This window comes from Chelatococcus sp. GCM10030263, assembly GCF_042666455.1.
Classification (GTDB): domain Bacteria; phylum Pseudomonadota; class Alphaproteobacteria; order Rhizobiales; family Beijerinckiaceae; genus Chelatococcus.
In genome coordinates this window covers 416,216-439,262 of the sequence record NZ_JBHTDB010000002.1, presented here as the reverse complement: position 1 = coordinate 439,262, position 23,047 = coordinate 416,216, and the positions used below count along the sequence as shown (strand labels likewise).

General features: G+C 66.3%; 26 protein-coding genes. All 26 read left to right on the top strand.

The window, feature by feature from the left end; translation table 11 throughout:
* Nucleotides 1-71: 71 nt before the first annotated feature.
* The 26 genes from ACFQU1_RS01990 to accD all read left to right on the top strand — a co-directional run bounded on the left by ACFQU1_RS01990 (nucleotide 72) and on the right by accD (nucleotide 23,017).
* Nucleotides 72-473 carry a PTS sugar transporter subunit IIA gene (locus ACFQU1_RS01990; protein ID WP_378128699.1) on the top strand — a complete coding sequence of 134 codons (402 nt, stop codon included), beginning with the start codon at nucleotides 72-74 and terminating at the stop codon, nucleotides 471-473.
* 6 nt (nucleotides 474-479) lie between these two features.
* Complete coding sequence (locus tag ACFQU1_RS01985; protein ID WP_378128697.1) at nucleotides 480-812, top strand: HPr family phosphocarrier protein; 333 nt, start codon at nucleotides 480-482, stop codon at nucleotides 810-812.
* Between the two features lie 144 nt (nucleotides 813-956).
* Complete coding sequence (locus ACFQU1_RS01980) at nucleotides 957-1,451, top strand: universal stress protein (RefSeq protein ID WP_378128695.1); 495 nt, start codon at nucleotides 957-959, stop codon at nucleotides 1,449-1,451.
* Nucleotides 1,452-1,470: 19 nt separating this feature from the next.
* Nucleotides 1,471-2,010 carry a GNAT family N-acetyltransferase gene (locus tag ACFQU1_RS01975; RefSeq protein WP_378128693.1) on the top strand — a complete coding sequence of 180 codons (540 nt, stop codon included), beginning with the start codon at nucleotides 1,471-1,473 and terminating at the stop codon, nucleotides 2,008-2,010.
* A 167-nt stretch (nucleotides 2,011-2,177) separates the two neighbouring features.
* Nucleotides 2,178-2,738 carry a NifU family protein gene (locus tag ACFQU1_RS01970; protein WP_378128691.1) on the top strand — a complete coding sequence of 187 codons (561 nt, stop codon included), beginning with the start codon at nucleotides 2,178-2,180 and terminating at the stop codon, nucleotides 2,736-2,738.
* Between the two features lie 28 nt (nucleotides 2,739-2,766).
* The gene (gene tsaB, locus ACFQU1_RS01965) at nucleotides 2,767-3,450 is read left to right on the top strand and encodes a tRNA (adenosine(37)-N6)-threonylcarbamoyltransferase complex dimerization subunit type 1 TsaB (RefSeq protein ID WP_378128689.1); all 684 of its coding nucleotides are present in this window, start codon (nucleotides 2,767-2,769) and stop codon (nucleotides 3,448-3,450) included.
* A gap of 13 nt (nucleotides 3,451-3,463) precedes the next feature.
* Nucleotides 3,464-3,952 (top strand): GNAT family N-acetyltransferase, encoded by a 489-nt coding sequence (locus ACFQU1_RS01960; protein WP_378128687.1) that lies wholly within the window; start codon nucleotides 3,464-3,466, stop codon nucleotides 3,950-3,952.
* Between the two features lie 19 nt (nucleotides 3,953-3,971).
* The gene (locus ACFQU1_RS01955) at nucleotides 3,972-4,790 is read left to right on the top strand and encodes a lysophospholipid acyltransferase family protein (RefSeq protein ID WP_378128685.1); all 819 of its coding nucleotides are present in this window, start codon (nucleotides 3,972-3,974) and stop codon (nucleotides 4,788-4,790) included.
* Nucleotides 4,791-4,955: 165 nt separating this feature from the next.
* Nucleotides 4,956-6,329: a tRNA (N6-isopentenyl adenosine(37)-C2)-methylthiotransferase MiaB gene (miaB, locus tag ACFQU1_RS01950; protein WP_378128683.1), complete on the top strand. Its 1,374-nt coding sequence runs from the start codon at nucleotides 4,956-4,958 to the stop codon at nucleotides 6,327-6,329.
* A gap of 26 nt (nucleotides 6,330-6,355) precedes the next feature.
* Nucleotides 6,356-7,459, top strand: coding sequence for a PhoH family protein (locus ACFQU1_RS01945; RefSeq protein ID WP_378128681.1), 1,104 nt, complete (start codon nucleotides 6,356-6,358; stop codon nucleotides 7,457-7,459).
* The gene (gene ybeY / locus ACFQU1_RS01940) at nucleotides 7,456-7,959 is read left to right on the top strand and encodes an rRNA maturation RNase YbeY (protein ID WP_378128679.1); all 504 of its coding nucleotides are present in this window, start codon (nucleotides 7,456-7,458) and stop codon (nucleotides 7,957-7,959) included. Before ACFQU1_RS01945 ends, ybeY begins: the two co-directional genes overlap by 4 nt.
* 19 nt (nucleotides 7,960-7,978) lie before the next feature.
* Nucleotides 7,979-9,049, top strand: coding sequence for a hemolysin family protein (locus tag ACFQU1_RS01935; RefSeq protein ID WP_378128677.1), 1,071 nt, complete (start codon nucleotides 7,979-7,981; stop codon nucleotides 9,047-9,049).
* Between the two features lies 1 nt (nucleotide 9,050).
* The gene (gene lnt / locus ACFQU1_RS01930) at nucleotides 9,051-10,685 is read left to right on the top strand and encodes an apolipoprotein N-acyltransferase (RefSeq protein ID WP_378128675.1); all 1,635 of its coding nucleotides are present in this window, start codon (nucleotides 9,051-9,053) and stop codon (nucleotides 10,683-10,685) included.
* A 53-nt stretch (nucleotides 10,686-10,738) separates the two neighbouring features.
* Nucleotides 10,739-11,149, top strand: a complete 411-nt coding sequence (locus ACFQU1_RS01925) for a helix-turn-helix domain-containing protein (RefSeq protein WP_378128673.1) — start codon at nucleotides 10,739-10,741, stop codon at nucleotides 11,147-11,149.
* 123 nt (nucleotides 11,150-11,272) lie between these two features.
* The gene (metK, locus tag ACFQU1_RS01920) at nucleotides 11,273-12,445 is read left to right on the top strand and encodes a methionine adenosyltransferase (protein WP_378128671.1); all 1,173 of its coding nucleotides are present in this window, start codon (nucleotides 11,273-11,275) and stop codon (nucleotides 12,443-12,445) included.
* Between the two features lie 203 nt (nucleotides 12,446-12,648).
* Complete coding sequence (gene trmB / locus ACFQU1_RS01915; RefSeq protein ID WP_378128669.1) at nucleotides 12,649-13,335, top strand: tRNA (guanosine(46)-N7)-methyltransferase TrmB; 687 nt, start codon at nucleotides 12,649-12,651, stop codon at nucleotides 13,333-13,335.
* Nucleotides 13,336-13,374: 39 nt separating this feature from the next.
* On the top strand, nucleotides 13,375-13,776 hold the full coding sequence (locus ACFQU1_RS01910) for a YkvA family protein (RefSeq protein ID WP_378128667.1): 402 nt from the start codon (nucleotides 13,375-13,377) through the stop codon (nucleotides 13,774-13,776).
* Between the two features lie 356 nt (nucleotides 13,777-14,132).
* The gene (gene rpsA / locus ACFQU1_RS01905; RefSeq protein WP_378128665.1) at nucleotides 14,133-15,836 is read left to right on the top strand and encodes a 30S ribosomal protein S1; all 1,704 of its coding nucleotides are present in this window, start codon (nucleotides 14,133-14,135) and stop codon (nucleotides 15,834-15,836) included.
* 101 nt (nucleotides 15,837-15,937) lie between these two features.
* Nucleotides 15,938-17,248 (top strand): Hsp70 family protein, encoded by a 1,311-nt coding sequence (locus ACFQU1_RS01900; protein WP_378128663.1) that lies wholly within the window; start codon nucleotides 15,938-15,940, stop codon nucleotides 17,246-17,248.
* A 98-nt stretch (nucleotides 17,249-17,346) separates the two neighbouring features.
* On the top strand, nucleotides 17,347-18,312 hold the full coding sequence (sppA, locus tag ACFQU1_RS01895) for a signal peptide peptidase SppA (protein ID WP_378128660.1): 966 nt from the start codon (nucleotides 17,347-17,349) through the stop codon (nucleotides 18,310-18,312).
* 27 nt (nucleotides 18,313-18,339) lie between these two features.
* A complete protein-coding gene (gene ihfB, locus ACFQU1_RS01890) occupies nucleotides 18,340-18,663 on the top strand; it encodes an integration host factor subunit beta (protein ID WP_378128658.1) in 324 nt (107 codons plus the stop codon).
* Between the two features lie 46 nt (nucleotides 18,664-18,709).
* Nucleotides 18,710-19,042, top strand: coding sequence for a lipopolysaccharide assembly protein LapA domain-containing protein (locus tag ACFQU1_RS01885; RefSeq protein ID WP_378128656.1), 333 nt, complete (start codon nucleotides 18,710-18,712; stop codon nucleotides 19,040-19,042).
* Nucleotides 19,043-19,192: 150 nt separating this feature from the next.
* Nucleotides 19,193-19,888 carry a phosphoribosylanthranilate isomerase gene (locus ACFQU1_RS01880; RefSeq protein WP_378128654.1) on the top strand — a complete coding sequence of 232 codons (696 nt, stop codon included), beginning with the start codon at nucleotides 19,193-19,195 and terminating at the stop codon, nucleotides 19,886-19,888.
* A gap of 79 nt (nucleotides 19,889-19,967) precedes the next feature.
* Nucleotides 19,968-21,215, top strand: a complete 1,248-nt coding sequence (gene trpB, locus ACFQU1_RS01875; protein ID WP_378128652.1) for a tryptophan synthase subunit beta — start codon at nucleotides 19,968-19,970, stop codon at nucleotides 21,213-21,215.
* The gene (gene trpA, locus ACFQU1_RS01870) at nucleotides 21,212-22,045 is read left to right on the top strand and encodes a tryptophan synthase subunit alpha (RefSeq protein WP_378128650.1); all 834 of its coding nucleotides are present in this window, start codon (nucleotides 21,212-21,214) and stop codon (nucleotides 22,043-22,045) included. The genes trpB and trpA overlap by 4 nt, the downstream gene beginning before the upstream one ends.
* 51 nt (nucleotides 22,046-22,096) lie before the next feature.
* The gene (gene accD, locus ACFQU1_RS01865) at nucleotides 22,097-23,017 is read left to right on the top strand and encodes an acetyl-CoA carboxylase, carboxyltransferase subunit beta (RefSeq protein ID WP_378128648.1); all 921 of its coding nucleotides are present in this window, start codon (nucleotides 22,097-22,099) and stop codon (nucleotides 23,015-23,017) included.
* The last annotated feature ends 30 nt before the right edge of the window (nucleotides 23,018-23,047 follow it).

Below are 23,047 nucleotides of genomic sequence, written 5' to 3'. Positions count from 1 at the left end.
TGCCCTTGCGCTTGGCGCCGCAATGCACAAAATGAGCGCTCCCCGGCTATGGGGGTGCCGCAGGTTGCTGAATGATCGGTTTAGTGCTCGTGACGCACGGCTGCCTCGCCACGGAATTCCGTGCGGCGTTGGAGCATGTCGTCGGCCCTCAGAAGCAGATCGAGACCGTGACGATAGGCCCGGACGACGACATGGAGAGCCGACGACGCGACATCGTCTCGGCCGTCGGTCGTGTGGATACCGGGGAAGGCGTCGTGGTGCTCACTGACATGTTCGGGGGAACGCCGTCGAATCTCGCCATTTCCGTGATGAACGGCCGCAAGATCGAGGTCGTCGCAGGCATCAATCTGCCGATGCTCATCAAGCTCGCGAGTGTCCGGGACGAGAAGTCTCTCGGCGAGGCCGTGCTTCAGGCCCAGGAGGCCGGCCGGAAATATATCAACGTGGCCAGCCGCGTCCTCGCAGGGAAATAGGCCACGATGGGTTTTTCCGGCAGCGACGGCGGGGAGGAGGATTGCGCGCCTTTCGAGGTTCCGCCGGGGGTACTCGCGCGTGAGCTCGTCATCGTCAATCGGAAGGGGCTGCATGCCCGCGCGTCCGCCAAATTCGTCCAGACCGTCGAATCCTTCGAATCCGAGGTGACCGTCACACGCTGCGGTGAAACGGTCGGCGGTCGCTCGATCATGGGGCTCCTCATCCTGGCTGCCGCTCAAGGCACGACCATCATCGTGACTGCAAAGGGCCCGGACGCCGAGCCTTGCCTCGAGGCGATCTCGCAGCTCGTCGTCTCCCGATTCGGCGAGGACGAATAGATTCACTGCGCAGGCAAGGCCTTGCCGCACGCCTCGACACTCTCCCGAGCGGCGTCGCCAGCCTCACGAAGCTCGCGATACGACTTGCCCGGGGCAGAGGCGCCTGCCAGCATGGCCATCCACCCGGATCGGGAGAATGGGTCCATGGGCAAGCCGCGTCGCGCCTACGAAGCCGGCCATCGGGCCAAGTTCCTGGCCATTGTCGATGAGACGCCCGAATGCGACCGAGCGCTTTACTTCGCCGCCCGGCGCGCCGTGCGCACCGGGGTGTCGCTCATCCTCCTGTGCATCAAGCCCGAGGTCGAGCAGCAGGCCTGGCTCGGCGTGGGTGAGGTGATGCGCGCCGAGGCGGAAGAGGAGGCGACCGCCGCGCTCGACAGGGCCGCCGCCTATGTGCGCGGCATCGTGGGGCTGGAGCCGGAATGTGCGCTGCGCATCGGCGCCATGGCCGACGAACTCGTGCGCTTCATCGAAGAGGACGAAGACATCGCCCTCCTCGTTCTCGCCGCCGGCACGGGCAACGAAGGTCCCGGCCCGCTCGTCACGGCCCTTGTCGGCCGCACGATCGCCAATTTCCCGGTGCCGGTTGCCATCGTGCCCGGCCATCTCGGCGACGAAGACATCGACGCGCTGGCGTGAGCGCCGCCGAGGATAGCCGATGCCCGCACCTGCCGTGATCCGCGCCCTGTCACGCGCCGATCTCCAAGCCTTCCACGCGCTGCGGACCGAGGCCTTGCGCCTCAACCCCGAAGCCTACGGCATGTCGCTCCGCGAGTGGGAAGGGCTCTCCGAGGACGAGATCGCCATGCGCCTGCAGGGGGCTGCGCCAGGCGGGACCTTCGGCGCTTTCGCGGATGGCACTTCCCTCGTCGGCATTGCCGGGCTTGCGGCCTATGCGAATCTCAAGGAACGCCACAAGGCCCTGGTCTGGGGCGTCTATGTCACGGCAGCCCATCGCGGCCGGGGGCTCGCCAGCGCTCTCCTCGATCGGATCATCGCCCATGCCCACGACGCGGACGAATTGGAGATCGTCCAGCTCTCGGTCACCGTCGGCAACGATGCGGCACGGGCGCTTTATCTCTCACGCGGTTTCGTCCCCTATGGTCTGAAACGCCGTTCCTTGAAACTCGGGCCCGGCGACTACCGCGACGAGGAGCTGATGATGCTCGATCTCCGCGGCCGAGCCGCCGCCGGGTGAAATGCCGGCGAAAGGCTGCCGAAGTAATTGATTCGCCGCCCCCGCGTCGCCACATCTTGCTCGCGGAGCCGAGACAAATCATTTATCGGAAGAGCTGCAGACGCGCTGCGGCGCAACCCTGGCCCGAACCACCGCCGGCCTTGAACCGGCTGCGTGAGGAGAGACCCATGTTCATCCAGACCGAGGCGACGCCCAATCCGGCGACCCTCAAGTTCCTGCCCGGCCGCACCGTCAAGGACGGCGAGCCCGTCGACCTGCCGGACGCCAGCCACGCGACCATCTCGCCGCTCGCCGAGCGGTTGTTCGCCATCGACGGCGTCACCGGCGTCTTCTTCGGCAGCGATTTCGTCACGGTGACGAAAGGCGAGGGGGAATGGCAGCATCTGAAGCCGGCGATTCTCGGCGCGATCATGGAACATTTCATGTCCGGCGAGTCGCTTCTGCGGTCCGACGTCGAGATGGTCGGCGACACGACCGGTGAGTTCTTCGCGGACGAAGACACCGAGACCGTGGAGACGATCAAGGAGCTCATCGAGACGCGCGTGCGGCCGGCGGTTGCGAATGATGGCGGCGACATCACCTTCCGCGGCTTCCGCGACGGCGTCGTCTATCTCGCCATGAAAGGCTCCTGCGCCGGCTGCCCGTCCTCGACGGCGACCCTCCGGCACGGCATCCAGAACTTGCTCCGCCACTTCCTGCCCGACGTGCGCGAAGTTCAGGCGGTCTGAGGGGAAGCAGGGCGAAAGGCGAAACCGGGTGCGCGTTCTAGCCATCGATACGGCGCTTGGAGCCTGCGCGGCTTGCGTTCTCGACGAACGCGCGGCCGGGCCGCTCGCCGCCGAGAGCGTTGCGATGGCCCGCGGACATGCGGAGGCGCTTCTGCCGCTCGTCGAGCGAGTCGTGGCGCGTGCCGGCGGCGGCTTTGCCGCGCTCAACCGCGTCGCCGTCACCATCGGGCCCGGCAGCTTCACAGGCATTCGCGTCGGCATCGCCGCGGCGCGGGCGATCGGCCTGGCCGCCAAGATCCCGGTCGTCGGCGTGACCACTCTCACGGCCTTCGCCGCGCCGCTGGTGGCAGCCGGCGAAACCGGGCTCGTCGCGGCGGCCATCGACGCCCGTCACGGCCATGTCTTCTTCCAGGCGGTGGCGCCGGGCGGCCGCACGGTTGTGACGGCACGGCACATATCGGTGAGCGAAGCCGCCCGCGTCATCGGGTCGGGACCCGTCGTTATCGCCGGCTCCGGCGCCGGGCTCGTTGCCGCCGAAGCCCGGAGCCTCGGTATCGACGTCATGGTGAAAGGCCTCGCCGCCGCGCCCGACGTCGCCTGGGTCGGGCGCCTCAGCATCGCCGCCGATCCGGCTGTCGCCCTGCCGCGGCCGTTCTACCTGCGGCCTGCCGACGCCAAGCCCCAGGAAGCGAGGCAGGTTGCCCGGCAATGAGCCTGCCCCGGCCATGATCTTTCGTCGCCTCTTCGATCGCCATGCGGCGGTGCATGTGGCGCCGCTCCAGCCCGCGCATGCCAATACGCTGGCAGCCCTTCATGCCGAGGCCTTCGCGCGCCCATGGCAGGCGGTCGACCTCGAATTCATGATCATCGATCCCATGATGGTCGGCGACGGCATTTTTCTGGGCCGGTCGCGGCAGCCCTGCGGCTTTGCCCTGTCGCGGGTGGTAATCGACGAGGCGGAGATTCTCACCGTGGTCGTCGCCCGCCGGCTGCAGGGCCGCGGGCTCGGTCGAACGCTTCTCGCCGCCCATCTCGCCCGGCTCGCCGCCCAAGGCGCCAAGACCCTGCTGCTCGAGGTGGAGGACGGCAACAAGTCCGCAATCGCGCTTTATGAGACCTTCGGCTTCCTCACGACCGGCCGCCGGGAAGGCTATTATGCGAAGCCGGACGGGCGGCGCGTGGCAGCCCATCTGATGCGGCGGGTCTCCCCCTGAGACGGCCGGAGTTCGACGGATGAAGGCTCAAGGCCCGACCAGGCTCCTGCCGCTGTGGCTGCGGCTGGCGGTCATTACGCCGGTCACGCTCGTCGGCATTCCCCTGCAATGGCTCGCGGTGAAGTTCGATCTCCGTGCCGCCGCCATCATCCCCGTTCTCTACCACCGCTTTCTCTGCCGCGTCCTGGGGGTGCGCATCATCGTGCGCGGCGAACGCGACGCAAAGCTTCCCGCGCTCATCCTTGCGAACCATGTTTCCTGGCTCGACATTCCCGTCATGTCGACGCTCGGCCCGCTCTCCTTCATCGCCAAGACGGAGGTCGGGACCTGGCCCGTGGTCGGCCTGCTCGCCCGCCTGCAGCGCAGCGTCTTCATCGACCGCACGCGCCGCTCGGCGACCGCCAGGGCGAATGCGGCCGTGGCCGCCCGCCTCGGCCGCGGCGACGCCATCGTGCTCTTCGCCGAGGGCACCACGGGTGACGGCACCCGGGTCCTGCCCTTCCGCTCCTCGCTTGTCGGCGCGGTGCGCGACGCGCTCACGGCCAGCGCAGATGCACGCGTCGTGCTGCAACCGCTGACGATTACCTATATAAGACGGGGTGGCCTGCCGTTGAGCCAGGCCGAGCAGGCCGAGATCGCCTGGTATGGCGACATGGATCTCGCGCCGCATCTCAAGGGCGTGATGACCGGCGCACCGATCGACGTCTGCCTGACATGGGGCGAGGCTATCCTCTTCGACGCTTCGACCGACCGCAAGGCGGCGACGCGGCTTGCCGAGAAACGGGTGCGTGAGGCGATGCGCGCAGCGCGTGCCGGGCGGGGCCTAGTCAAGGCATAGCCTGTTTTTGTCGCTTGGAACGAGAAATCGCGATTCGTTGGGCTTGCACTTCTCTCGCGGAGCGCGAAGCTCTAAACAAGACGTGAGAGGCTGGGCGAAGCGGGGCAGGATGGCGAAGACCGCCGCGGGACGAACCTCACGCCGCCATGCGAGTGAATGAGCCACGTGAAGAAAGTTTTTATCAAGTCCTACGGCTGCCAGATGAACGTCTATGACGCCGAGCGCATGGCCGATGTCCTGGCGCCGCAAGGCTATGTCGAGACTGCGACGGCCGACAATGCCGATCTCGTCATCCTCAACACCTGCCATATCCGCGAGAAGGCCGCCGAGAAGGTCTATTCCGAACTCGGGCGTCTGCGGCTGCTGAAGAGCGAGCGCGCTGCCGAGGGCAAGGCGACATCGGTCGTCGTCGCCGGCTGTGTGGCGCAGGCCGAAGGCGCCGAGATCACCCGCCGCGCGCCGGTCGTCGACCTCGTCGTCGGGCCGCAGAGCTACCATCGCCTGCCCGCGCTGCTGGCCCGCAGCGGCAATGGTGCCAAGGTCGTCGACACGGAATTCCCGGCCGAGGACAAATTCGACCACCTGCCGGCCGCACCGCGCGCCGTCACCAAGGCGCGGGGCGTCAGCGCCTTCCTCACCGTGCAGGAGGGCTGCGACAAGTTCTGCACCTTCTGCGTCGTGCCCTATACGCGCGGCGCGGAGGTATCGCGCCCGTTCGCCAAGATCCTCGCCGAGGCCGAGCGCCTCGCCGACGCCGGCGTGCGCGAGATCACGCTCATCGGCCAGAACGTCAATGCCTATCACGGCGAAGGGCCGGACGGCTCGGCCTGGACGCTCGGCCGCCTGCTGGAACGGCTCTCGACCGTGCCGGGCATCGCGCGCCTGCGCTATACAACGAGCCATCCGCGCGACATGGACGCGGCGCTGATCGCCGCCCACCGCGACCTGCCGACGCTGATGCCCTATCTTCACTTGCCGGTGCAATCGGGCTCCGACCGGATTCTCGCCGCCATGAACCGGCAGCACACCGGCGACGACTATCGCCGCATCATCGAAGCGACGCGGGCGGCACGGCCCGATATCGCCCTGTCGTCCGATTTCATCGTCGGTTTTCCCGGCGAGAGCGATGCCGACTTTGCCGACACCATGCGGCTGGTGCGCGAGATCGGGTTCGCAAGCGCCTATTCCTTCAAATACAGCCCCCGACCGGGCACGCCGGCAGCCGAGCACGAGGCGCAAGTGCCGGAGATGGTGAAGGCCGAACGCCTCGCCGAACTGCAGGCCGCACTCGACGCGAGCCGCCGCGCCTTCAACCAGGCAACCGTCGGCATCGTCACCGACGTGCTGGTGGAGCGGCACGGCCGCCATGACGGCCAGCTCGCCGGCAAGTCGCCCTATCTCCAGGCCGTGCAGTTCGATGGGCAGGATGCGGCGATCGGCGACATCGTCGCCGTCGAGATCATGGAAGCGGGCCCGAACAGCCTGTTCGGCCGGCCCCTTGCGGGTGCCACAGTCCGGGACGGGGTGGCTGCCCTTTGAACCGCACATCAAGCGAAGCCGACATAATGGGGGAGAACCACGTGCCGCAACGCGCGCCGCGAGGACGGTCAGTCGACGCTCAGCCGGCGAACGGCCGGACAGGCGATGCCGACGAGGTCATGGTGACCTTCGAGGACAACCATGTCGCCAGTGGCGTTTTCGGCCATTACGACCAGAATCTTGCCCATATCGAGCGCCGGCTCGGGGTGCTCGCCACCGCCAATGGCAACCACGTCGTCATCAAGGGCCCGCCTGATGTCGCCGAACGGGTTCGCCATGTGCTGGAGAGCCTCGCTCAGCGGGTGAGAGCGGGTGCGCAGGTCGGGCCCGGCGATATCGACGGCGCGATCGAGGAGAGCGCGCAGCACGATTTCCTCTTCCCGCGGGAGGAGACGACATCGGAGCAGCGGCTTACCGCGTTCGAGCAGATCGTCACGCGCAAACGCGGCTCGGTGAAGGCCCGCAACGCCGCCCAGGACACTTATCTCAAGGCCTTGCGCCATCACGAGCTCGTCTTCGCCGAGGGGCCAGCCGGCACGGGCAAGACGTGGCTCGCCGTCGGCCATGCCGTGTCGCTGCTGGAACAAGGGCTCGTCGAGCGCCTCATCCTGTCGCGGCCTGCAGTCGAGGCGGGCGAACGGCTCGGCTTCCTGCCCGGCGACATGCGCGAGAAGGTCGACCCGTATCTCCGGCCCGTCTATGACGCGCTCTATGACTTCATGGAGGCACGCCATGTGGAGCGCGGGCTGTCCACGGGACTCATCGAGATCGCGCCGCTCGCCTTCATGCGCGGCCGCACGCTGAGCAATGCGGCGGTTCTGCTCGACGAAGCCCAGAACTGCACGGCGATGCAGATGAAGATGTTCCTGACGCGCCTCGGCGAGGGCTCGCGCATGATCGTGACCGGCGATCCGAGCCAGATCGATCTGCCGCCCGGCCAGCATTCCGGGCTGGTCGAGGCCGTGCGCCTGCTGTCCAAGGTGGAGGGCGTCGGCCATGTGCGGTTCCGCGAGGGCGACGTGGTGCGCCACGAGCTCGTGAAGCGAATCGTCAAGGCCTATGAGGAGGAGACGACGCGGCAACGCGCCACCCAGGAGGAGCGCAAGACGCTGGAGGAGCGCAGGCGATGACGGGCGAAGCGCCTGCCGCGGCGGTCGTCGTCGACGTCATCGCGGAGGCAGCGGCTTGGGATCGGCTGCCGGCCGAAGGGCTGGCCCATAAGGCCGTGGCCGCGGCGCTGGCCGAAGCCACCGTACAGCCCGCCGCCGGTGCCGAAGTCAGCATCGTGCTGACGGATGATGCACGCGTCCAGGCCCTCAATCGGCAATGGCGGGGGCTCGACAAGCCGACGAATGTGCTCTCCTTCCCGGCCGCCGATGCTGACACAATCGGCGAGAGCGCTCATCTCGGTGACATTATTCTCGCCTATGAGACGATCGCGCGGGAGGCGGAGTCGGACGGCAAAACCGTCGCCGACCATCTGTGCCATCTCGTGATCCACGGTATACTGCATCTTCTGGGCGAGGACCATATGAGCGACCAGGAAGCCGACGCCATGGAGGCGCGGGAGATTGCGGCGCTCGCGAGGCTCGGCATCGCCGATCCCTATCGCGAACCGCCTGATGTTTGATGGAGCAATGAAAGAGGCCATGAGCGACGACCGAAGTACGGGACAGGACGATAGTCCGGCGCAGAGTCGGGATGCCCCCGGCGAACGCTGGATAGACCGGCTTCTTGCCGGGATCGGCCTGAAAGCAGCCCCGTCGATCCGTGAGGATCTCGCAGATGCCCTGGAGTCCAACGGCACCAGCGGCGACTTCTCCCCCCAGGAGCGCGCGCTCCTGAAAAATGTGCTCGGCTTGCGCGAGATGCGCGTCGACGATGCCATGGTGCCCCGTTCCGACATCGTCGCCATTCATGCCGATGCCACGCTCGGCGAGGTGCTGGGCCTGTTTCGTACCGCCGGCCACTCGCGCATCCCCGTCTACGGCGAAACGCTGGACGATCCCCGCGGCATGGTCCACATCCGCGACTTCGTCGATTATCTCGCCAGCCGAACCGAGGCGCAGGCCCCGCAGCGCGCCCAGGCCACCGGATTGTCCGGGCTCGGCAAGATCGCTGCAGCGCGGCTCGCCATCGATCTGTCGGCGCCGCTCGCCTCCGCGCGGATCCTGCGCCCGGTGCTCTATGTACCGCCATCCATGCCGGCCATGGACCTCCTCGTGAAAATGCAGGCGACGCGCACGCATATGGCGCTCGTCATCGACGAATATGGCGGCACGGACGGGCTCGTCTCCATGGAAGACCTCGTCGAGATGATCGTCGGCGACATCGCCGACGAGCATGACGTCGAGGATGAGCCGCAGATCGAGGCGAAGGGCGATGTCTTCATCGTCGACGCGCGGGCCGGCCTCGAAGAGGTCTCGGCCGCGATCGGCGTCGATCTCGAAGCCGCCGATACGGCCGAGGACGTCGATACCATCGGCGGCTTGATCGTCACCCTCGCCGGGCGCGTGCCGGTGAATGGCGAGACGATCATAGGGCCGGGGGACCTCGTCTTCGACGTGCTCGATGCCGATCCGCGACGCTTGAAGCGCTTGCGCATTCGTCGACGCGCGGGCGAGGAGCCCCTGCCCAACGGCCGTGCGCATCCAGTCGAGCCCTCGGACGCCGCAACGGACGCGGAAAGCAACCCGCCCCGATCCGATACCGCCGCCTGAGATGCGGCTGGCGGTAGAGCGGGTCTTCCGTAGCATCGCGAAGGCGCAGGGGTGGCGCCGTCGCGCTATCACCTTCGTCGCCGGCGCGCTCGGCGCGCTGGCCATGCCGCCCTTCGGCCTCTGGCTGGTTCTCGCGGTCTCCCTCCCCGTAGCCGTCTGGCTGATCGACGGACGCGCCATGGTGGAGGGCCGGCGGCTGCGAAGCATCGGCGGTGCCGCCGCCGACGGTTGGTGGTTCGGTTTCGGCTTCTTCGTCGCCGGTTTGTGGTGGCTCGGTGCCGCCTTCTTCGTGGAGGCGGATCAGTTCCTGTGGGCCTTGCCCTTCGGTGTTCTCGGACTGCCGGCGGTGCTCGCCTTCTTCACCGCCTTCGGCTTCGCGCTGGCGCGGTGGCTCTGGACGTCGGACGCCAAGCGCATCGTCACCTTCGCCGCAGCCATGACCCTGGCCGAATGGCTGCGCGGCCATCTCTTCACAGGCTTTCCCTGGAACGTCTTAGGCATGGCGCTGGCGCAAGGGCCGGAAATCCAGGCGACGCCGGTCCTCGGCCAGGCAGCCTCGCTCGTCGGGCTCTGGGGCCTCACCTTCATCGCCGTTGCCTGTTTCGCGGCACCGGCGACGCTCGCCGGCAGAACGGGCACCGCGCGGTTTGTTCCATCGGTCCTGGCGCTGCTCGTGCTCGCCGGCCTGGCAGGCTTCGGCCTCTGGCGCCTGCCCGGCGCCCCCGTTGCCGACGTGCCAGGCGTTGTTTTGCGGATTATGCAACCCAATGTTCCGCAAGATGAAAAGTTTCGCCCCGACCGTGCCCAGGAAATCCTGGATCACTATTTCGACGTGAGCCGGCGACCGGCGACCGGCAATCTCGGGCCGGCCACGCATATCATCTGGCCGGAATCGGCCTTTCCCTTCCTGCTCGAGCGGGAGCCTGGCGCACTGGCGCAGATCGGGGCGCTGCTTCACCCCGGAGCGATCCTCCTGACCGGCGCGGCACGGGCAGATGACCGCCTGCCGGGTGAGAACTACCGCATCTACAACAGCATCCAGGTGGTGGACGAACAGGGCACCATCCGCTCCACCTATGACAAGGTTCACCTCGTTCCCTTCGGGGAATATCTGCCGCTCGGCGGGCTGCTGGAACGCTTCGGCCTGCGCCAATTCGTCGAGGTACCCGGCACTTTCATGGCCGGCGCCAAGCACCAGCTCCTGGCTGTGCCCGGCCTACCCCAGACGGCGCCACTCATCTGCTACGAGGCGATTTTCCCCGACGACGTCCTGCCGCGTGGCGAGCGCCCGGCGCTCTTCCTCAACGTGACGAATGATGCCTGGTTCGGCATGACGGCAGGCCCCTACCAGCATTTCGAACAGGCGCGGCTGCGTGCGATCGAACAGGGCATCCCGCTGGTCCGGGCGGCGAACACCGGCATCTCAGCCGTTATCGATCCTTACGGCCGTATAGTCGCGTCTTTGCCGCTCGGCGAAGAGGGGGTCATCGACGCAAAGCTTCCGATCGCGCTTCCCTCGACACCTTATGCACAATTCGGCAGTGTATTTGTTGTTTTCCCGATTATATGGTGCGCCTCGATTTTGATCCTTTTGCTGGGGGAGCGGCGGGGTCATCGTTTTGCGGGCCGAAACTGAAGGCTTGCGGCCCGCAGTCTACGTATCAATCGGGGACGATGGAGACTAGGCGCGTGAAGAAAACTCCCAACCCGATCGACAAGCATGTCGGTAGCCGTGTGCGGATGCGTCGAATGCTTATGGGAATGAGCCAGGAGAAGCTCGGCGAGGCGCTCGGGCTGACGTTTCAACAGGTTCAGAAATACGAAAAAGGTACCAACCGGATCGGTGCCAGTCGATTGAAGCAGATTTCGCAGGTTCTCGGCGTCCCCATCGGCTTCTTCTTCGACGGAGCTCCCGTCACCGAGGGTGAAGATGGCGGCTTCGCCGAATCGCCGTCGACCGGCTATGTCGCCGACTTCCTGTCGACCAGCGAAGGCGTCCAACTCAACAAGGCCTTCATCCGCATCCGCGATCAGAAGGTGCGCAAACGCATCGTCGATCTCGTCAACGCCCTTGCTGAAGGCGAACCGGAAGCCGAATAAGCCAGCGCTTCCGTTCGTTTTATCGAACGATTCCTGCCGTCCGTCTTGACCCAGCCCATTAGGGCTGTCAAAACTCGCGCGACTGCGAGCGGCGCAAGCTCGCGCTGCGAGAGAGGTCGGACCGTGCCGCGCCAAAACTATCTTTTCACCAGCGAATCCGTTTCCGAGGGCCACCCGGACAAGGTCTGCGATCGAATTTCAGATACGATCGTCGATGCTTATCTCGCCGCCCTGCCGGAAGCGCGCGTTGCCTGCGAGACGCTGGCGACCACCAATCGGGTCGTCATCGCCGGCGAGGTGCGGGGGCCGGAGAGCATTACCACCGACTATCTCGCCCATCTCGCGCGCCTCGCCATCCGTGACATCGGCTATGAGCAGGAAGGCTTCCACTGGGAGAAGGCGACCGTCGACGTTCTTCTCCACGCCCAGTCGATCGATATCGCGGCGGGCGTGGATGCCGCCGGCAACAAGGACGAGGGCGCCGGCGACCAGGGCATCATGTTCGGCTATGCGTGCCGCGAGACGCCGGAACTGATGCCCGCGCCGATCTATTATGCGCATCGCATCCTGAAGCTGATCTCCGAGGCGCGCCGCTCCGGCGAGACCGGTGCTCTCGGCCCCGACGCGAAGAGCCAGGTCACCGTCCGCTACGAAGACGGCAAGCCCGTCGGCGTCACCCAGATCGTGCTCTCGACGCAGCATGTCGACGAGAGCCTCACGTCACACGACGTTCGCGCCATCATCGAACCCTATGTACGTAGCGCGCTGCCGCGCGAATGGATCGATCGCGACACGGTCTGGCACGTCAATCCGACCGGCAAATTCGTCATCGGCGGACCGGACGGCGACTGCGGCCTCACCGGACGCAAGATCATCGTCGACACCTACGGCGGTGCCGCCCCGCATGGTGGTGGCGCCTTCTCGGGCAAGGATCCGACCAAGGTGGACCGCTCCGCCGCCTATGCGGCGCGCTATCTCGCCAAGAATGTGGTCGCCTCCGGCATTGCCGAGCGTTGCACCATCCAGGTCTCCTATGCCATCGGCGTCTCGAAGCCGCTGTCGCTCTATGTCGACCTGCACGGGACCGGCCAGGTGGACGAGGCGCGGCTCGAAAAGGTGCTGCTCGAGGTGATGGATCTGTCGCCACGCGGCATTCGCGAGCATCTCGGGCTCAATCGGCCGATCTATGCACGCACCGCAGCTTACGGCCATTTCGGCCGGCCCGCGGAAGAGGACGGCGGCTTTTCCTGGGAACGCACCGATCTGGCGGAGACGATCGGCAGCGCGGTCGCGTAGCAATCGTCCGATCGCTTTGCGCTGATCCGAACCCGGTCATCCCGGGACGTTGCAAAGCAACGAGCCCGGGATCCAGAAACGATGAGCGGATTGATTTTGGCATCTGTCCGCCACTTGTCGCACATGCGTTCTGAGGCATCGGTTCTGGATCCCGGGCTTCTCGCTGCGCTCGGCCCCGGGATGACGCGTGGTGCGGAACCAGCATGAGTGAGATCGAGGAGCGGCGCGGCGCCTTCTACGGGCGGCGCAAGGGCCACAAGCTGCGCGCGCATCAGGCCGGGCTGATGGATGCGCTCCTGCCGCATCTGCTGCTGCCGGAAGCTCCTCTGCCCGACGCGGCCGAATTGTTCGGCCGGCCGGTCGAGGACCTCTGGCTGGAGATCGGCTTCGGCGGCGGCGAACATCTGCTCGCACGCATGGCTGAAAGCCCGAACACCGGCTTCATCGGCTGCGAGCCCTTCATCAACGGCATGGCGAAGCTCCTCGCCGGCATCGAGCAGCGCGGGCTCGACAATCTACGTGTCTTCGACCAGGACGCGGCTCTGCTCCTGCCCCACCTGCCGGAGGCCAGCCTCGGGCGCGCCTTCATTCTCTATCCCGACCCCTGGCCGAAGCGCCGGCATCGCAAGCGGCGCTTCGTCTCGGAGGAGACCTTGTCGGCCCTGGCGCGCGCGCTGAAGCCCGGCGCTGAGCTTCGTTTCGCGACTGATATCGACGATTATGCCGCCTGGACACTCGCGCGCATCCTGCGTTCGCCGGATTTCGTCTGGACTGCGCAAACAGCGGACGACTGGCGCAAGCCCTGGGCCGGCTGGCCGGGAACGCGCTACGAGGCCAAGGCCCTGCGTGAGGGCCGCGTGCCGAGCTACCTCACCTTCCTGCGGCGGTGAGGCGAGGCGCAACGCACACTCGGGCTCGGGAGGTGCGACATGGGATCGGCCCGCCGCCGGACGCTCACGAACTGGGGCCGCGCCATCAAGCGCGATGTCCATGCCCTTTATCTGGCGGCGCGCGATCCGCGTGTGCCTCGGCTCGTGAAGCTGTTGGCGATCGCGGTTGCCGCCTATGCGCTTTCACCGATCGATCTGATCCCGGACTTCATCCCCGTGCTGGGCTATCTCGATGATCTCGTGATCGTCCCGATGGGCATTCTGCTCGTCGTGCGGCTCATTCCGGAAGAGGTGATGGACGAGCATCGCGCCGCGGCAGCCGCGGCCGCGGAAAGGCCTGTCAGCCGGGTCGCTGCGGCGGTGATCGTCGCCCTCTGGATCGCCGGTGCCATCCTCGCCGGCCATTTCCTGATCAAATTCGTCGCCTGGCTCCCGTCCTGACCCGCGGCGGACCACGCGACCGCTTGGCAGGCAGGCCGTCCTCCTATATAGCTACTGCCGTCTGGCGAGACGCTGCCCCGAGGCAGCGCGGCATAGGGTGCGGTCATCGCGCCCCTTTTGTGTTGCTGTCACGCGCCTCCCGGACACTTTAAGACGTTCTCGACCATCGGTTCGATGTGCCGGCTCGTCCGAAATCACCCCGCCAGCGACCGGCCTGACCGACAAGGCCAAAGCTGCAGCGTCGATGACGACATGGGGTGTTTCGCGACGATGTCGCAGGGCCTGCCAAGCCTTGCGAGACCGGGGTCGCGAGCGGAACGCAACCTTATCGCCGGTGCACTGGCAGTGGAGAACGAATGTCCGTTTCCGTCAATCGCGCCCCTTCCCGTGAAGATTTTGCGGCGCTTCTCGAAGAGTCCTTTGCCGAGCACGAGACCCACGAGGGCAGCGTCGTCAAGGGCAAGGTCGTCGCCATCGAAAAGGATGTCGCCGTCATCGACATCGGCCTGAAGACCGAAGGCCGTGTCGCCTTGAAGGAATTCACGGGCCCCGGGCGCGACCAGACGATCAATGTCGGCGACGAGGTCGAGGTTTATCTCGAGCGCGTCGAAAATGCGCTCGGCGAGGCCGTGATCTCGCGCGACAAGGCTCGCCGCGAGGAGAGCTGGGTCAAGCTCGAGAAGGCCTTCGAAAATAATGAGAAGGTCACCGGCGTGATCTTCAACCAGGTCAAGGGCGGCTATACGGTCGATCTCGACGGCGCCGTCGCCTTCCTGCCGCGCAGCCAGGTCGATATTCGCCCGGTGCGCGACGTGAGCCCGCTGATCGGCATGCCGCAGGCATTCCAGATCCTCAAGATGGACCGCCGCCGCGGCAATATCGTCGTGTCGCGCCGTACCGTTCTCGAAGAGACCCGCGCCGAGGCTCGTTCCGAGCTCGTCGCCAATCTCGAGGAAGGCCAGGTCATCGAAGGCGTGGTCAAGAACATCACCGAATATGGTGCCTTCGTGGATCTCGGCGGCATCGACGGCCTGCTCCACGTCACCGACATGGCATGGCGGCGCGTCAATCATCCGACCGACGTCGTCTCGATCGGCCAGTCGGTCAAGGTCAAGATCATCAAGATCAACCACGAGACGCACCGCATCTCGCTCGGCATCAAGCAGCTGCTCGCCGATCCGTGGGAGGGCATCGCCGCCCGCTATCCGCTCGGCGCCCGCTTCAAGGGCCGCGTGACGAACATCACCGACTACGGTGCCTTCGTCGAGCTCGAGCCGGGCATCGAGGGCCTCATCCACGTCTCCGAGATGTCCTGGACGAAGAAGAACGTCCATCCCGGCAAGATCGTGTCGACCTCCCAGGAGGTCGAGGTGCAGATCCTCGAAGTCGATCCCGTCAAGCGGCGTATCTCGCTCGGTCTCAAGCAGACCCTGCAGAACCCGTGGGAGGCTTTCGCCGAGAAGTACCCGGTGGGTGCCACCGTCGAAGGCGAGGTCAAGAACAAGACCGAGTTCGGCCTGTTCATCGGCCTCGACGGCGATGTGGACGGCATGGTCCACCTCACCGACCTCGACTGGAACCGTCCGGGCGAGCAGGTCATCGAGGAGTTCAAGAAAAGCGACGTGGTGCGCGCCGTCGTTCTCGACGTCGATGTCGAGAAGGAGCGCATCTCGCTCGGCATCAAGCAGCTCGAAGGCGACCCCTTCGCCGATGCCGGCGAGATCAAGAAGGGTGCCATCGTCACCTGCGAAGTCGTCGAGGTCAAAGACTCGGGCATCGAGGTCAAGATCGTCGATACCGATCTTACCTCCTTCATCCGCCGGGCCGAGCTCGCCCGCGAGCGCGCCGACCAGCGGCCGGAACGCTTCGCTGCCGGTGAGAAGGTGGACGCCCGCGTGGTGCAGTTCGACCGCAAGGCGCGTCGCATCCAGCTCTCCATCAAGGCTCTCGAAATGGCCGAGGAGAAGGAGGCGATCGCCCAGTACGGATCGTCCGACTCCGGTGCCTCGCTCGGCGACATTCTCGGTGCCGCGCTGAAGCGCGCCAACGAGAAGAAGTAATCGCCCGGGCCGCGCCGCGGCCCGTCTCAGATCCAACCCGCGCGGAGCGATCCGCGCGGGTTTTTCTGTCTCCACCCCTGCCGTCTCTCCGAGGATCCTCCATGGGCAGCCCTGCAGCCGCAGCGACCGATATCGTTGCCGTCGGCATCGACTTCGGCACGACGAACAGCGTCGTCGCCCTGGCGCATGCGAACGGGCAGGTCACCACCCGGCGCTTTCCTACCGCGGGCGGCGATGTCGACGCCTATCGTTCGGCTTTGATGTTCTGGCGCGAGGGTCGGCCGCCGCAGGCCACCGTCCGCCATGCGAGTGGGCCGGACGCGCTCGACATGGCGCTCGGCATGACGGCCGAGCACCGCTTCCTGCAATCGCTCAAGACGCATCTGTCGAGCCGGGCCTTCCAGGACACGCGGCTCTTCGGCCTGCTGTTCCGGCTCGAAGACCTGATCGGCACCTTTCTCGCAGATCTCGTCGCCGGCCTGGACGAGATCGCCGCCCTGCCGCTCGTTTCCGGACGTCCGGTCGTCTTCGCCGGCGACCGTCCGGACGAAGAGCTCGCCCTCGGCCGCTTGCGGCAAGCCTATGCAGAGGCCGGCATGGCGAAGATCGACTTCGCCTATGAGCCGCTCGGGGCGGCCTATTGGTATGCGCGCGATCTGACGCGGGCCGAGACCATGCTGGTGGCCGACTTCGGCGGCGGCACCAGCGACTTCTCCGTGATGCGTTTCGAGCCCGGCGGCGCTGGCGGACGGCTCGACGCCATCCCGCTCTCCCATGCCGGCGTGGGCGTGGCCGGCGACACATTCGACTACCGGATCATCGAGCATGCGGTCTCCCCGCATCTCGGCAAGGACGCACGCTACCATTCCTTCGGCAAATGGTTGCCGGTGCCGGCCCGCTACCACGCGGCCTTCGCCCAATGGCATCGGCTGTCGCTGATGAAGACGCGCGAAACACTGGCGGAACTCAGAGCTCTGATCCGCGACGCGGACGAGCCGAAGCGCCTCGAAGATCTGCTCACCGTCATCGAATACGACTTGGGTTACGAGCTCTACCGCGCTGTATCGGCGGCGAAGATCGCGCTCTCGTCGTCCGACGAGACTGTGCTTCGCTTCCGGCAGGTGGACGTCTCGATCGAGGCGAGGATCACGCGCGCGGAATTCGAGCGCTGGATCGCGGCCGATGTCGCCGCTATCGAAGGGGCGCTCGACGAGGCGCTGGCCAAGGCGGGCCTGCCGGCGGGCGACATCGAGGCCGTCTTCATGACCGGAGGCACCTCGCACGTTCCGGGCGTGCGGGCGCTGTTCGACCGCCGCTTCGGGCCGCAGCGCATTCATGTGGGCGATGCCTTCCGCTCGGTGGCGAGCGGGCTTGCCCTCATTGCGCGCGACCGGGCGGCAGCGGCGGCCTGACGCCTTGCCCCGACCGGGTGCTCGGACTACATCTGCCGGACAGACGTTAGCGCTTGTCCGCAGCAGCGGACCGCAGGCTTTGTCCGGGAGTGCCGCCGATGTCCTTCGATGCCGATCTTCTCGCGGACCGCAGGCGCCTGCGTCGCCGGCTGTCCTGGTGGCGCGCCTTCGCCTTCCTCGTCGTCATCGCCGTGATCCTGGGTGGCGCCTGGGCCATGCGCGACAGGGTCTCCGTGGGCGAAAAGCAGATCGCCAGGATCGAGATCTCGGGTTTCATCAGCGGCGATGACCGCACGCTCGATCTCATCAAGCGCGTGCGCGAGAGCAATTCCGTCGCGGCGGTGATCGTCGAGCTGTCGAGCCCCGGCGGTACGACGGCCGGCAGCGAAGCGCTCTACGATGCGCTGCGCCGCCTCTCGGCCAAGAAGCCGACGGTCACGGTGGTCGATACGCTGGCCGCTTCGGGCGGCTATATCGCGGCCATCGGCACCGATCACATCGTCTCGCGCGAGACTTCGCTCGTCGGCTCGATCGGCGTGCTGTTTCAATATCCGAATTTCACAAGCCTGCTCGACCACGTCGGCATCTCGGTCGAATCGATCAAGTCGAGCCCGCTCAAGGCCGCTCCGAGCGGCTTCGAGCCGACCTCGCCAGAGGCGCGGGCGGCGATCGCTTCGCTCGTCAGCGACAGTTTCGCCTGGTTCAAGCGCCTGGTGCGCGAGCGCCGCTCCTATACCGATGCCGAACTCAATACGGTCGCCGACGGACGCGTCTTTACCGGCCATCAGGCGCTCGGCCTCAAGCTCGTCGACGAGATCGGCGGCGAGCGCGAGGCTATCGCCTGGCTCGAGCGGGAAAAGAAGATCACCCCCGATCTGCCTGTTCGCGAATGGAAGAGGCGTTCGAGCGACAGCGAATGGGGCCTGTGGAGCGCATTGGGGACGGGTGCGACATTCCTGGGCTGGCATGATGTGGCGGCAATTTTTGACCGTCTCGACAATCAATTAGCCGCACAACGCCTTGACGGACTTCTCGCCCTCTGGCACCCTGCCCTGGAAAAATAGTGATTTTTCAAGGACTAAGCGGGGGCCATGATCAAATCCGAATTGGTGCTGCGCATCGCAGAACAAAACCCGCATCTCTATCAGCGGGATGTCGAAAATATCGTCAACGCCATCCTGGACGAGATTACGCGTGCCTTGGCGCGCGGCGACCGGGTGGAATTGCGAGGCTTTGGCGCATTTTCGGTGAAGCGGCGAGACGCCCGGACTGGGCGCAACCCGCGCACCGGCGAAACGGTGTCGGTGGCCGAAAAGATGATTCCGGTGTTCAAGACCGGCAAGGAAATGCGGCAACGCCTCAATGGCAATACGCCGGCGAGCCGGAGCCGTGGCCCGGTGCGGGCCCAGGCCTGAAACGCCGGTACCCGTGGTTGCGTCAGCCAATGGAAGTGGGAAGACCGTGAGGCGGTTTCTCAAGGCACTGGTCCTGTTGCCGGTCGCCCTCATCGTTGTGCTCATCTCCGTGGCCAATCGCGGCCCGGTGACGGTATCCTTCGACCCCTTTTCAGCGGGCCCGCCAGCGCTCGGCCTGGAGCTTCCCCTCTTCGTGGTGTTCTTTGCCGCGGTGATGATCGGGGTTCTGATCGGCGGCATCGCGGTCTGGACCACCCAGGGCAGGCACCGGCGCGCTGCACGACAGAACCGCCGCGATCTCGAGCGGCTGCGTTCCGAGATGCGCCGGCCTCAGCCGCAGACGCAGACGCCCGCGCTGCCCTCGGCCATACGCCCCTGACATCCGGCTGCCGTGAGCGGCCGATGGCTTCTCCCCGTCGCACTCAAGCCTGCCGATTTGAAGCGCGGACGCGCGAATGCCATATGTAGGCTTGGCATCCTCTATAGGCTTGGCATCCTGTGTAGGCGCGGGACCGATTGGGAAGAGACCGTGACGACCGTCAAAATCTGCGGATTGAGCACAGCCGATACGATGGCCGCGGCGCTTGACGCCGGCGCGGACCTTATCGGGCTCGTGTTCTTTCCGAAAAGCCCACGCTTCGTGAGCCTGGAGACGGCCAGAGGCTTGGCCGCCCAGGCGCATGGTCGCGCGGGAGTCGTCGCGCTGACGGTCGACCTCGACGATGCCGCACTCGCAGCCATCGTCGACGCGATCTCGCCCGATATCTTGCAGCTCCACGGCAGCGAGACGCCGGAGCGCGTGGCCGAGATCCAGCGCCGCTTCGGGCGGCCCGTCATGAAGGCTGTGGCGGTTGCCGAAGCCGGGGACCTCGCCCGTGCCCGGAACTATGCGGCCGTCGCCGACCATATCCTGCTCGATGCCAAGCCGCCGCGCGGAGCGGTCCTGCCCGGCGGCAACGGCCTGCCCTTTGACCACAGGCTCGTTGTCGGGCTTGACCTTGGACGCTCCTTCATGGTGTCAGGAGGGCTCGGCCCGGAGACGGTGGCCGAGGCTATCCGCCTTCTCCATCCCTGGGGCGTCGATGTCTCGTCCGGCGTCGAAGGCGCACCGGGCGAGAAGGACCCGGCGCGGATCAGAGCTTTCGTCGCGGCAGCACGTGCCGCCGGCGGGCAGAACGGGGCAGGCACGAGCGAGGCTCGGGTTTCCGCCGGAATCCCGCTCTAAACGATTTTGAAACAACGGTCGCGCTTATGATGCCGGTCACGACGATCGGCGGCGGGCGCGCAGCAAGAGGCATGGTGGCGTGACGAACGAGCCGAATTCCTATCGGACGGGCCCCGACGAGCACGGACATTTCGGCCAGTTCGGCGGGCGCTTCGTCGCGGAAACGCTGATGCCGAACCTGCTCGAACTGGAGAAGGCCTATGTGGCGGCCAAGGCCGACCCTGCCTTCGCGCAGGAGATGGCGGGCTATCAGACCCACTATGTCGGCCGGCCGAGCCCACTCTACTTCGCCGAGCGCCTGACCGAGCATGCGCGGGCCCTTGCTGCGGCCAATGGCCGCTCCGGCGGGGCGAAGATCTACCTCAAGCGCGAAGAGCTGAACCACACCGGCTCCCACAAGGTCAACAACGTGCTCGGACAGATCCTGCTCGCGCGCCGCATGGGCAAGACGCGCATCATCGCCGAGACCGGCGCCGGCCAGCACGGCGTGGCAACCGCCACCCTCTGCGCCCGTTTCGGCCTCACATGCGTGGTCTATATGGGCGCTGTCGACGTGGAGCGGCAAAAGCCGAATGTCTTCCGCATGGAGATGCTCGGCGCAACGGTCGTGCCCGTCCAGTCCGGCTCGCGCACGCTCAAGGACGCCATGAACGACGCCCTGCGCGACTGGGTGACGAATGTCACCGATACCTTCTACTGCATCGGCACGGTCGCCGGCCCTCATCCCTATCCGGGGATGGTACGGGATTTCCAGGCGATCATCGGTGGGGAAGTGCGCGAGCAGATACTGGCGGCGGAGGGCCGGCTGCCCGACTCGCTCGTTGCCTGCGTCGGCGGCGGCTCCAATGCCATCGGCCTCTTCCACCCCTTCCTCGACGACCGCGGAATCGAAATCTTCGGCGTCGAGGCGGCGGGCCATGGGCTCTCCAGCGATGCCCATGCAGCGTCCATCAACGGCGGACGACCGGGGGTGCTGCACGGCAACCGCACCTATCTCCTGATGGACGACGACGGCCAGATCACCGAGGCGCATTCGATCTCCGCCGGGCTCGATTATCCCGGCATCGGGCCGGAACATTCCTGGCTGCATGATACCGGCCGCGTCACTTATATCGGCGCGACCGACCGGGAAGCCCTCGACGCCTTCCAGCTTCTCTCGAAATGCGAGGGCATCATTCCGGCGCTCGAATCGGCCCATGCCGTCGCCAAGGCGGTGGAGATCGCTGCCGACCGGCCGCAGGATCACCTCATGGTGGTCAATCTCTCGGGTCGCGGCGACAAGGATATCTTCACGGTCGCGGACGCCCTCGGGAGCCACATGTCATGAGCCGCATCGACGCCAAATTCGCGGCGGTCAACCAGGAGGGCCGCGCCGCGCTCGTCACCTTCGTGACGGCCGGAGACCCCGATCCCGAGACCTCGCTCGCCATTCTCGAGGCGCTGCCGGAAGCCGGCGCCGACGTGATCGAGATCGGCATGCCTTTCACCGATCCGATGGCTGATGGCCCCGCCATCCAGCTCTCATCGCAGCGGGCGCTGAAGGCCGGGCAGACGCTCGCCAAGACGCTGCGCATGGTCGCCGCCTTTCGCGAGCGGGACGCGGACACGCCCATCATCCTGATGGGATATTACAACCCGATCTTCATCTATGGGGTGCCGCGCTTTCTCGCCGATGCGCGCGCCGCCGGTGTGGACGGCCTCATCGTCGTCGACCTTCCGCCGGAAGAGGACGAGGAACTCTGCCTGCCGGCACTTGCGGCCGGGCTGTCCTTCATCCGCCTCGCGACGCCGACCACCGATGCCGCACGCCTGCCGGCAGTGCTCGCGCATACGAGCGGTTTCGTCTATTACGTCTCCATCAACGGCATCACCGGCTCCGCCACCCCGGACTTCAGCGAAGTCGAGGCGGCGGTTGACCGGATCAAGGCCCATACCCACCTTCCGGTAGTGGTGGGCTTCGGCGTCAAGACCCGAGCCCATGCTGCGGCGGTGGCCAAGGTCGCGGACGGAGTGGTGGTCGGCTCGGCAATCGTCGAGGCGGTGCGCAGCTCCCTCGATGTTGAAAGCCGGGCAACCGGCGAGACGGTCGCGGCCGTCATCAAGCTCGTCGAAGAGCTCGCGGATGGTGTGCGGGAGAGCGGGCGCGTGAACGCGTGATGCCGATCTCCTGTGGGCCGGCATCTGCCTCTCGGCAAGGATAGGACTACGATGAACTGGATCTCCGACGTCGTTCGGCCGAAGATCAAGACGCTTTTCAAGCGCGAGGTACCCGAGAACCTGTGGATCAAATGCCCGGACACCGGGCAGATGGTGTTCCATAAGGATGTCGAGGCCAATCTCTTCGTCATTCCGGGCTCGAATTATCACCTCAGGATGACGGCGGCGAACCGCCTGAAGGCGACCTTCGACGATGGCGCATGGGAGACGATCCCAACGCCCGACGTTCCGCTCGATCCGCTGAAATTTCGCGACGAGAAGCGCTATGTCGACCGCCTGCGCGATGCCCGCACCAAAACCGGCATGCAGGATGCCGTCATGGTCGGGGTCGGCGCGATCGAAGGCCTGGAGACGACCGTCGCCGTCCAGGATTTCGACTTCATGGGCGGCTCGCTCGGCATGGCGGCTGGCGAGGCCATCGTCACCGGGCTGGAGACGGCACGGGAGCGTGGCACGCCCTTCGTGCTCTTCGTCTCCTCCGGCGGCGCGCGCATGCAGGAGGGCATTCTCTCGCTGATGCAGATGCCGCGCACCACGGTCGGCGTGCAGCGCCTGCGCGAGGCGCGGCTGCCCTATATCGTCGTGCTCACCAATCCCACCACGGGCGGCGTCACCGCCTCCTATGCCATGCTCGGAGATGTGCATATCGCCGAACCGGGAGCGCTCATCGGCTTCGCCGGGCCGCGCGTCATAGAGCAGACCATTCGCGAGAAACTGCCGGCCGGCTTCCAGCGCTCTGAATATCTCAGGGAGCACGGCATGGTCGACATGGTGGTGCATCGGCACGAGCTCAGGCCGACCATCGCCCGGCTCTGCCGGCTGCTCATGCGGGCGCCGGCGCCTTCGGCGGCGAAGGAGCCCGTCGAGGCTGCCAACGACGACCCGCCGGTCCTCGAAGCCGCGGCCGAGTAGTCGGCGACCCGCGCTCTCCTGCGGAGGGGA

Excerpts from the sequence above, each read along its gene's own strand:
- ACFQU1_RS01935 (WP_378128677.1), top strand. The coding sequence starts at position 7,979 with ATGAGCGACGACCGAAGTACGGGACAGGACGATAGTCCGGCGCAGAGT.
- trpA (WP_378128650.1), top strand. The coding sequence starts at position 21,212 with ATGAGCCGCATCGACGCCAAATTCGCGGCGGTCAACCAGGAGGGCCGC.
- lnt (WP_378128675.1), top strand. The coding sequence starts at position 9,051 with ATGCGGCTGGCGGTAGAGCGGGTCTTCCGTAGCATCGCGAAGGCGCAG.
- ACFQU1_RS01900 (WP_378128663.1), top strand. The coding sequence starts at position 15,938 with ATGGGCAGCCCTGCAGCCGCAGCGACCGATATCGTTGCCGTCGGCATC.
- ACFQU1_RS01975 (WP_378128693.1), top strand. The coding sequence starts at position 1,471 with ATGCCCGCACCTGCCGTGATCCGCGCCCTGTCACGCGCCGATCTCCAA.
- trmB (WP_378128669.1), top strand. The coding sequence starts at position 12,649 with ATGAGTGAGATCGAGGAGCGGCGCGGCGCCTTCTACGGGCGGCGCAAG.
- ACFQU1_RS01980 (WP_378128695.1), top strand. The coding sequence starts at position 957 with ATGGGCAAGCCGCGTCGCGCCTACGAAGCCGGCCATCGGGCCAAGTTC.
- ihfB (WP_378128658.1), top strand. The coding sequence starts at position 18,340 with ATGATCAAATCCGAATTGGTGCTGCGCATCGCAGAACAAAACCCGCAT.
- ACFQU1_RS01910 (WP_378128667.1), top strand. The coding sequence starts at position 13,375 with ATGGGATCGGCCCGCCGCCGGACGCTCACGAACTGGGGCCGCGCCATC.
- ACFQU1_RS01970 (WP_378128691.1), top strand. The coding sequence starts at position 2,178 with ATGTTCATCCAGACCGAGGCGACGCCCAATCCGGCGACCCTCAAGTTC.
- rpsA (WP_378128665.1), top strand. The coding sequence starts at position 14,133 with ATGTCCGTTTCCGTCAATCGCGCCCCTTCCCGTGAAGATTTTGCGGCG.
- ACFQU1_RS01960 (WP_378128687.1), top strand. The coding sequence starts at position 3,464 with ATGATCTTTCGTCGCCTCTTCGATCGCCATGCGGCGGTGCATGTGGCG.
- ACFQU1_RS01955 (WP_378128685.1), top strand. The coding sequence starts at position 3,972 with ATGAAGGCTCAAGGCCCGACCAGGCTCCTGCCGCTGTGGCTGCGGCTG.
- ybeY (WP_378128679.1), top strand. The coding sequence starts at position 7,456 with ATGACGGGCGAAGCGCCTGCCGCGGCGGTCGTCGTCGACGTCATCGCG.
- ACFQU1_RS01990 (WP_378128699.1), top strand. The coding sequence starts at position 72 with ATGATCGGTTTAGTGCTCGTGACGCACGGCTGCCTCGCCACGGAATTC.
- ACFQU1_RS01945 (WP_378128681.1), top strand. The coding sequence starts at position 6,356 with ATGGGGGAGAACCACGTGCCGCAACGCGCGCCGCGAGGACGGTCAGTC.
- sppA (WP_378128660.1), top strand. The coding sequence starts at position 17,347 with ATGTCCTTCGATGCCGATCTTCTCGCGGACCGCAGGCGCCTGCGTCGC.
- ACFQU1_RS01985 (WP_378128697.1), top strand. The coding sequence starts at position 480 with ATGGGTTTTTCCGGCAGCGACGGCGGGGAGGAGGATTGCGCGCCTTTC.
- accD (WP_378128648.1), top strand. The coding sequence starts at position 22,097 with ATGAACTGGATCTCCGACGTCGTTCGGCCGAAGATCAAGACGCTTTTC.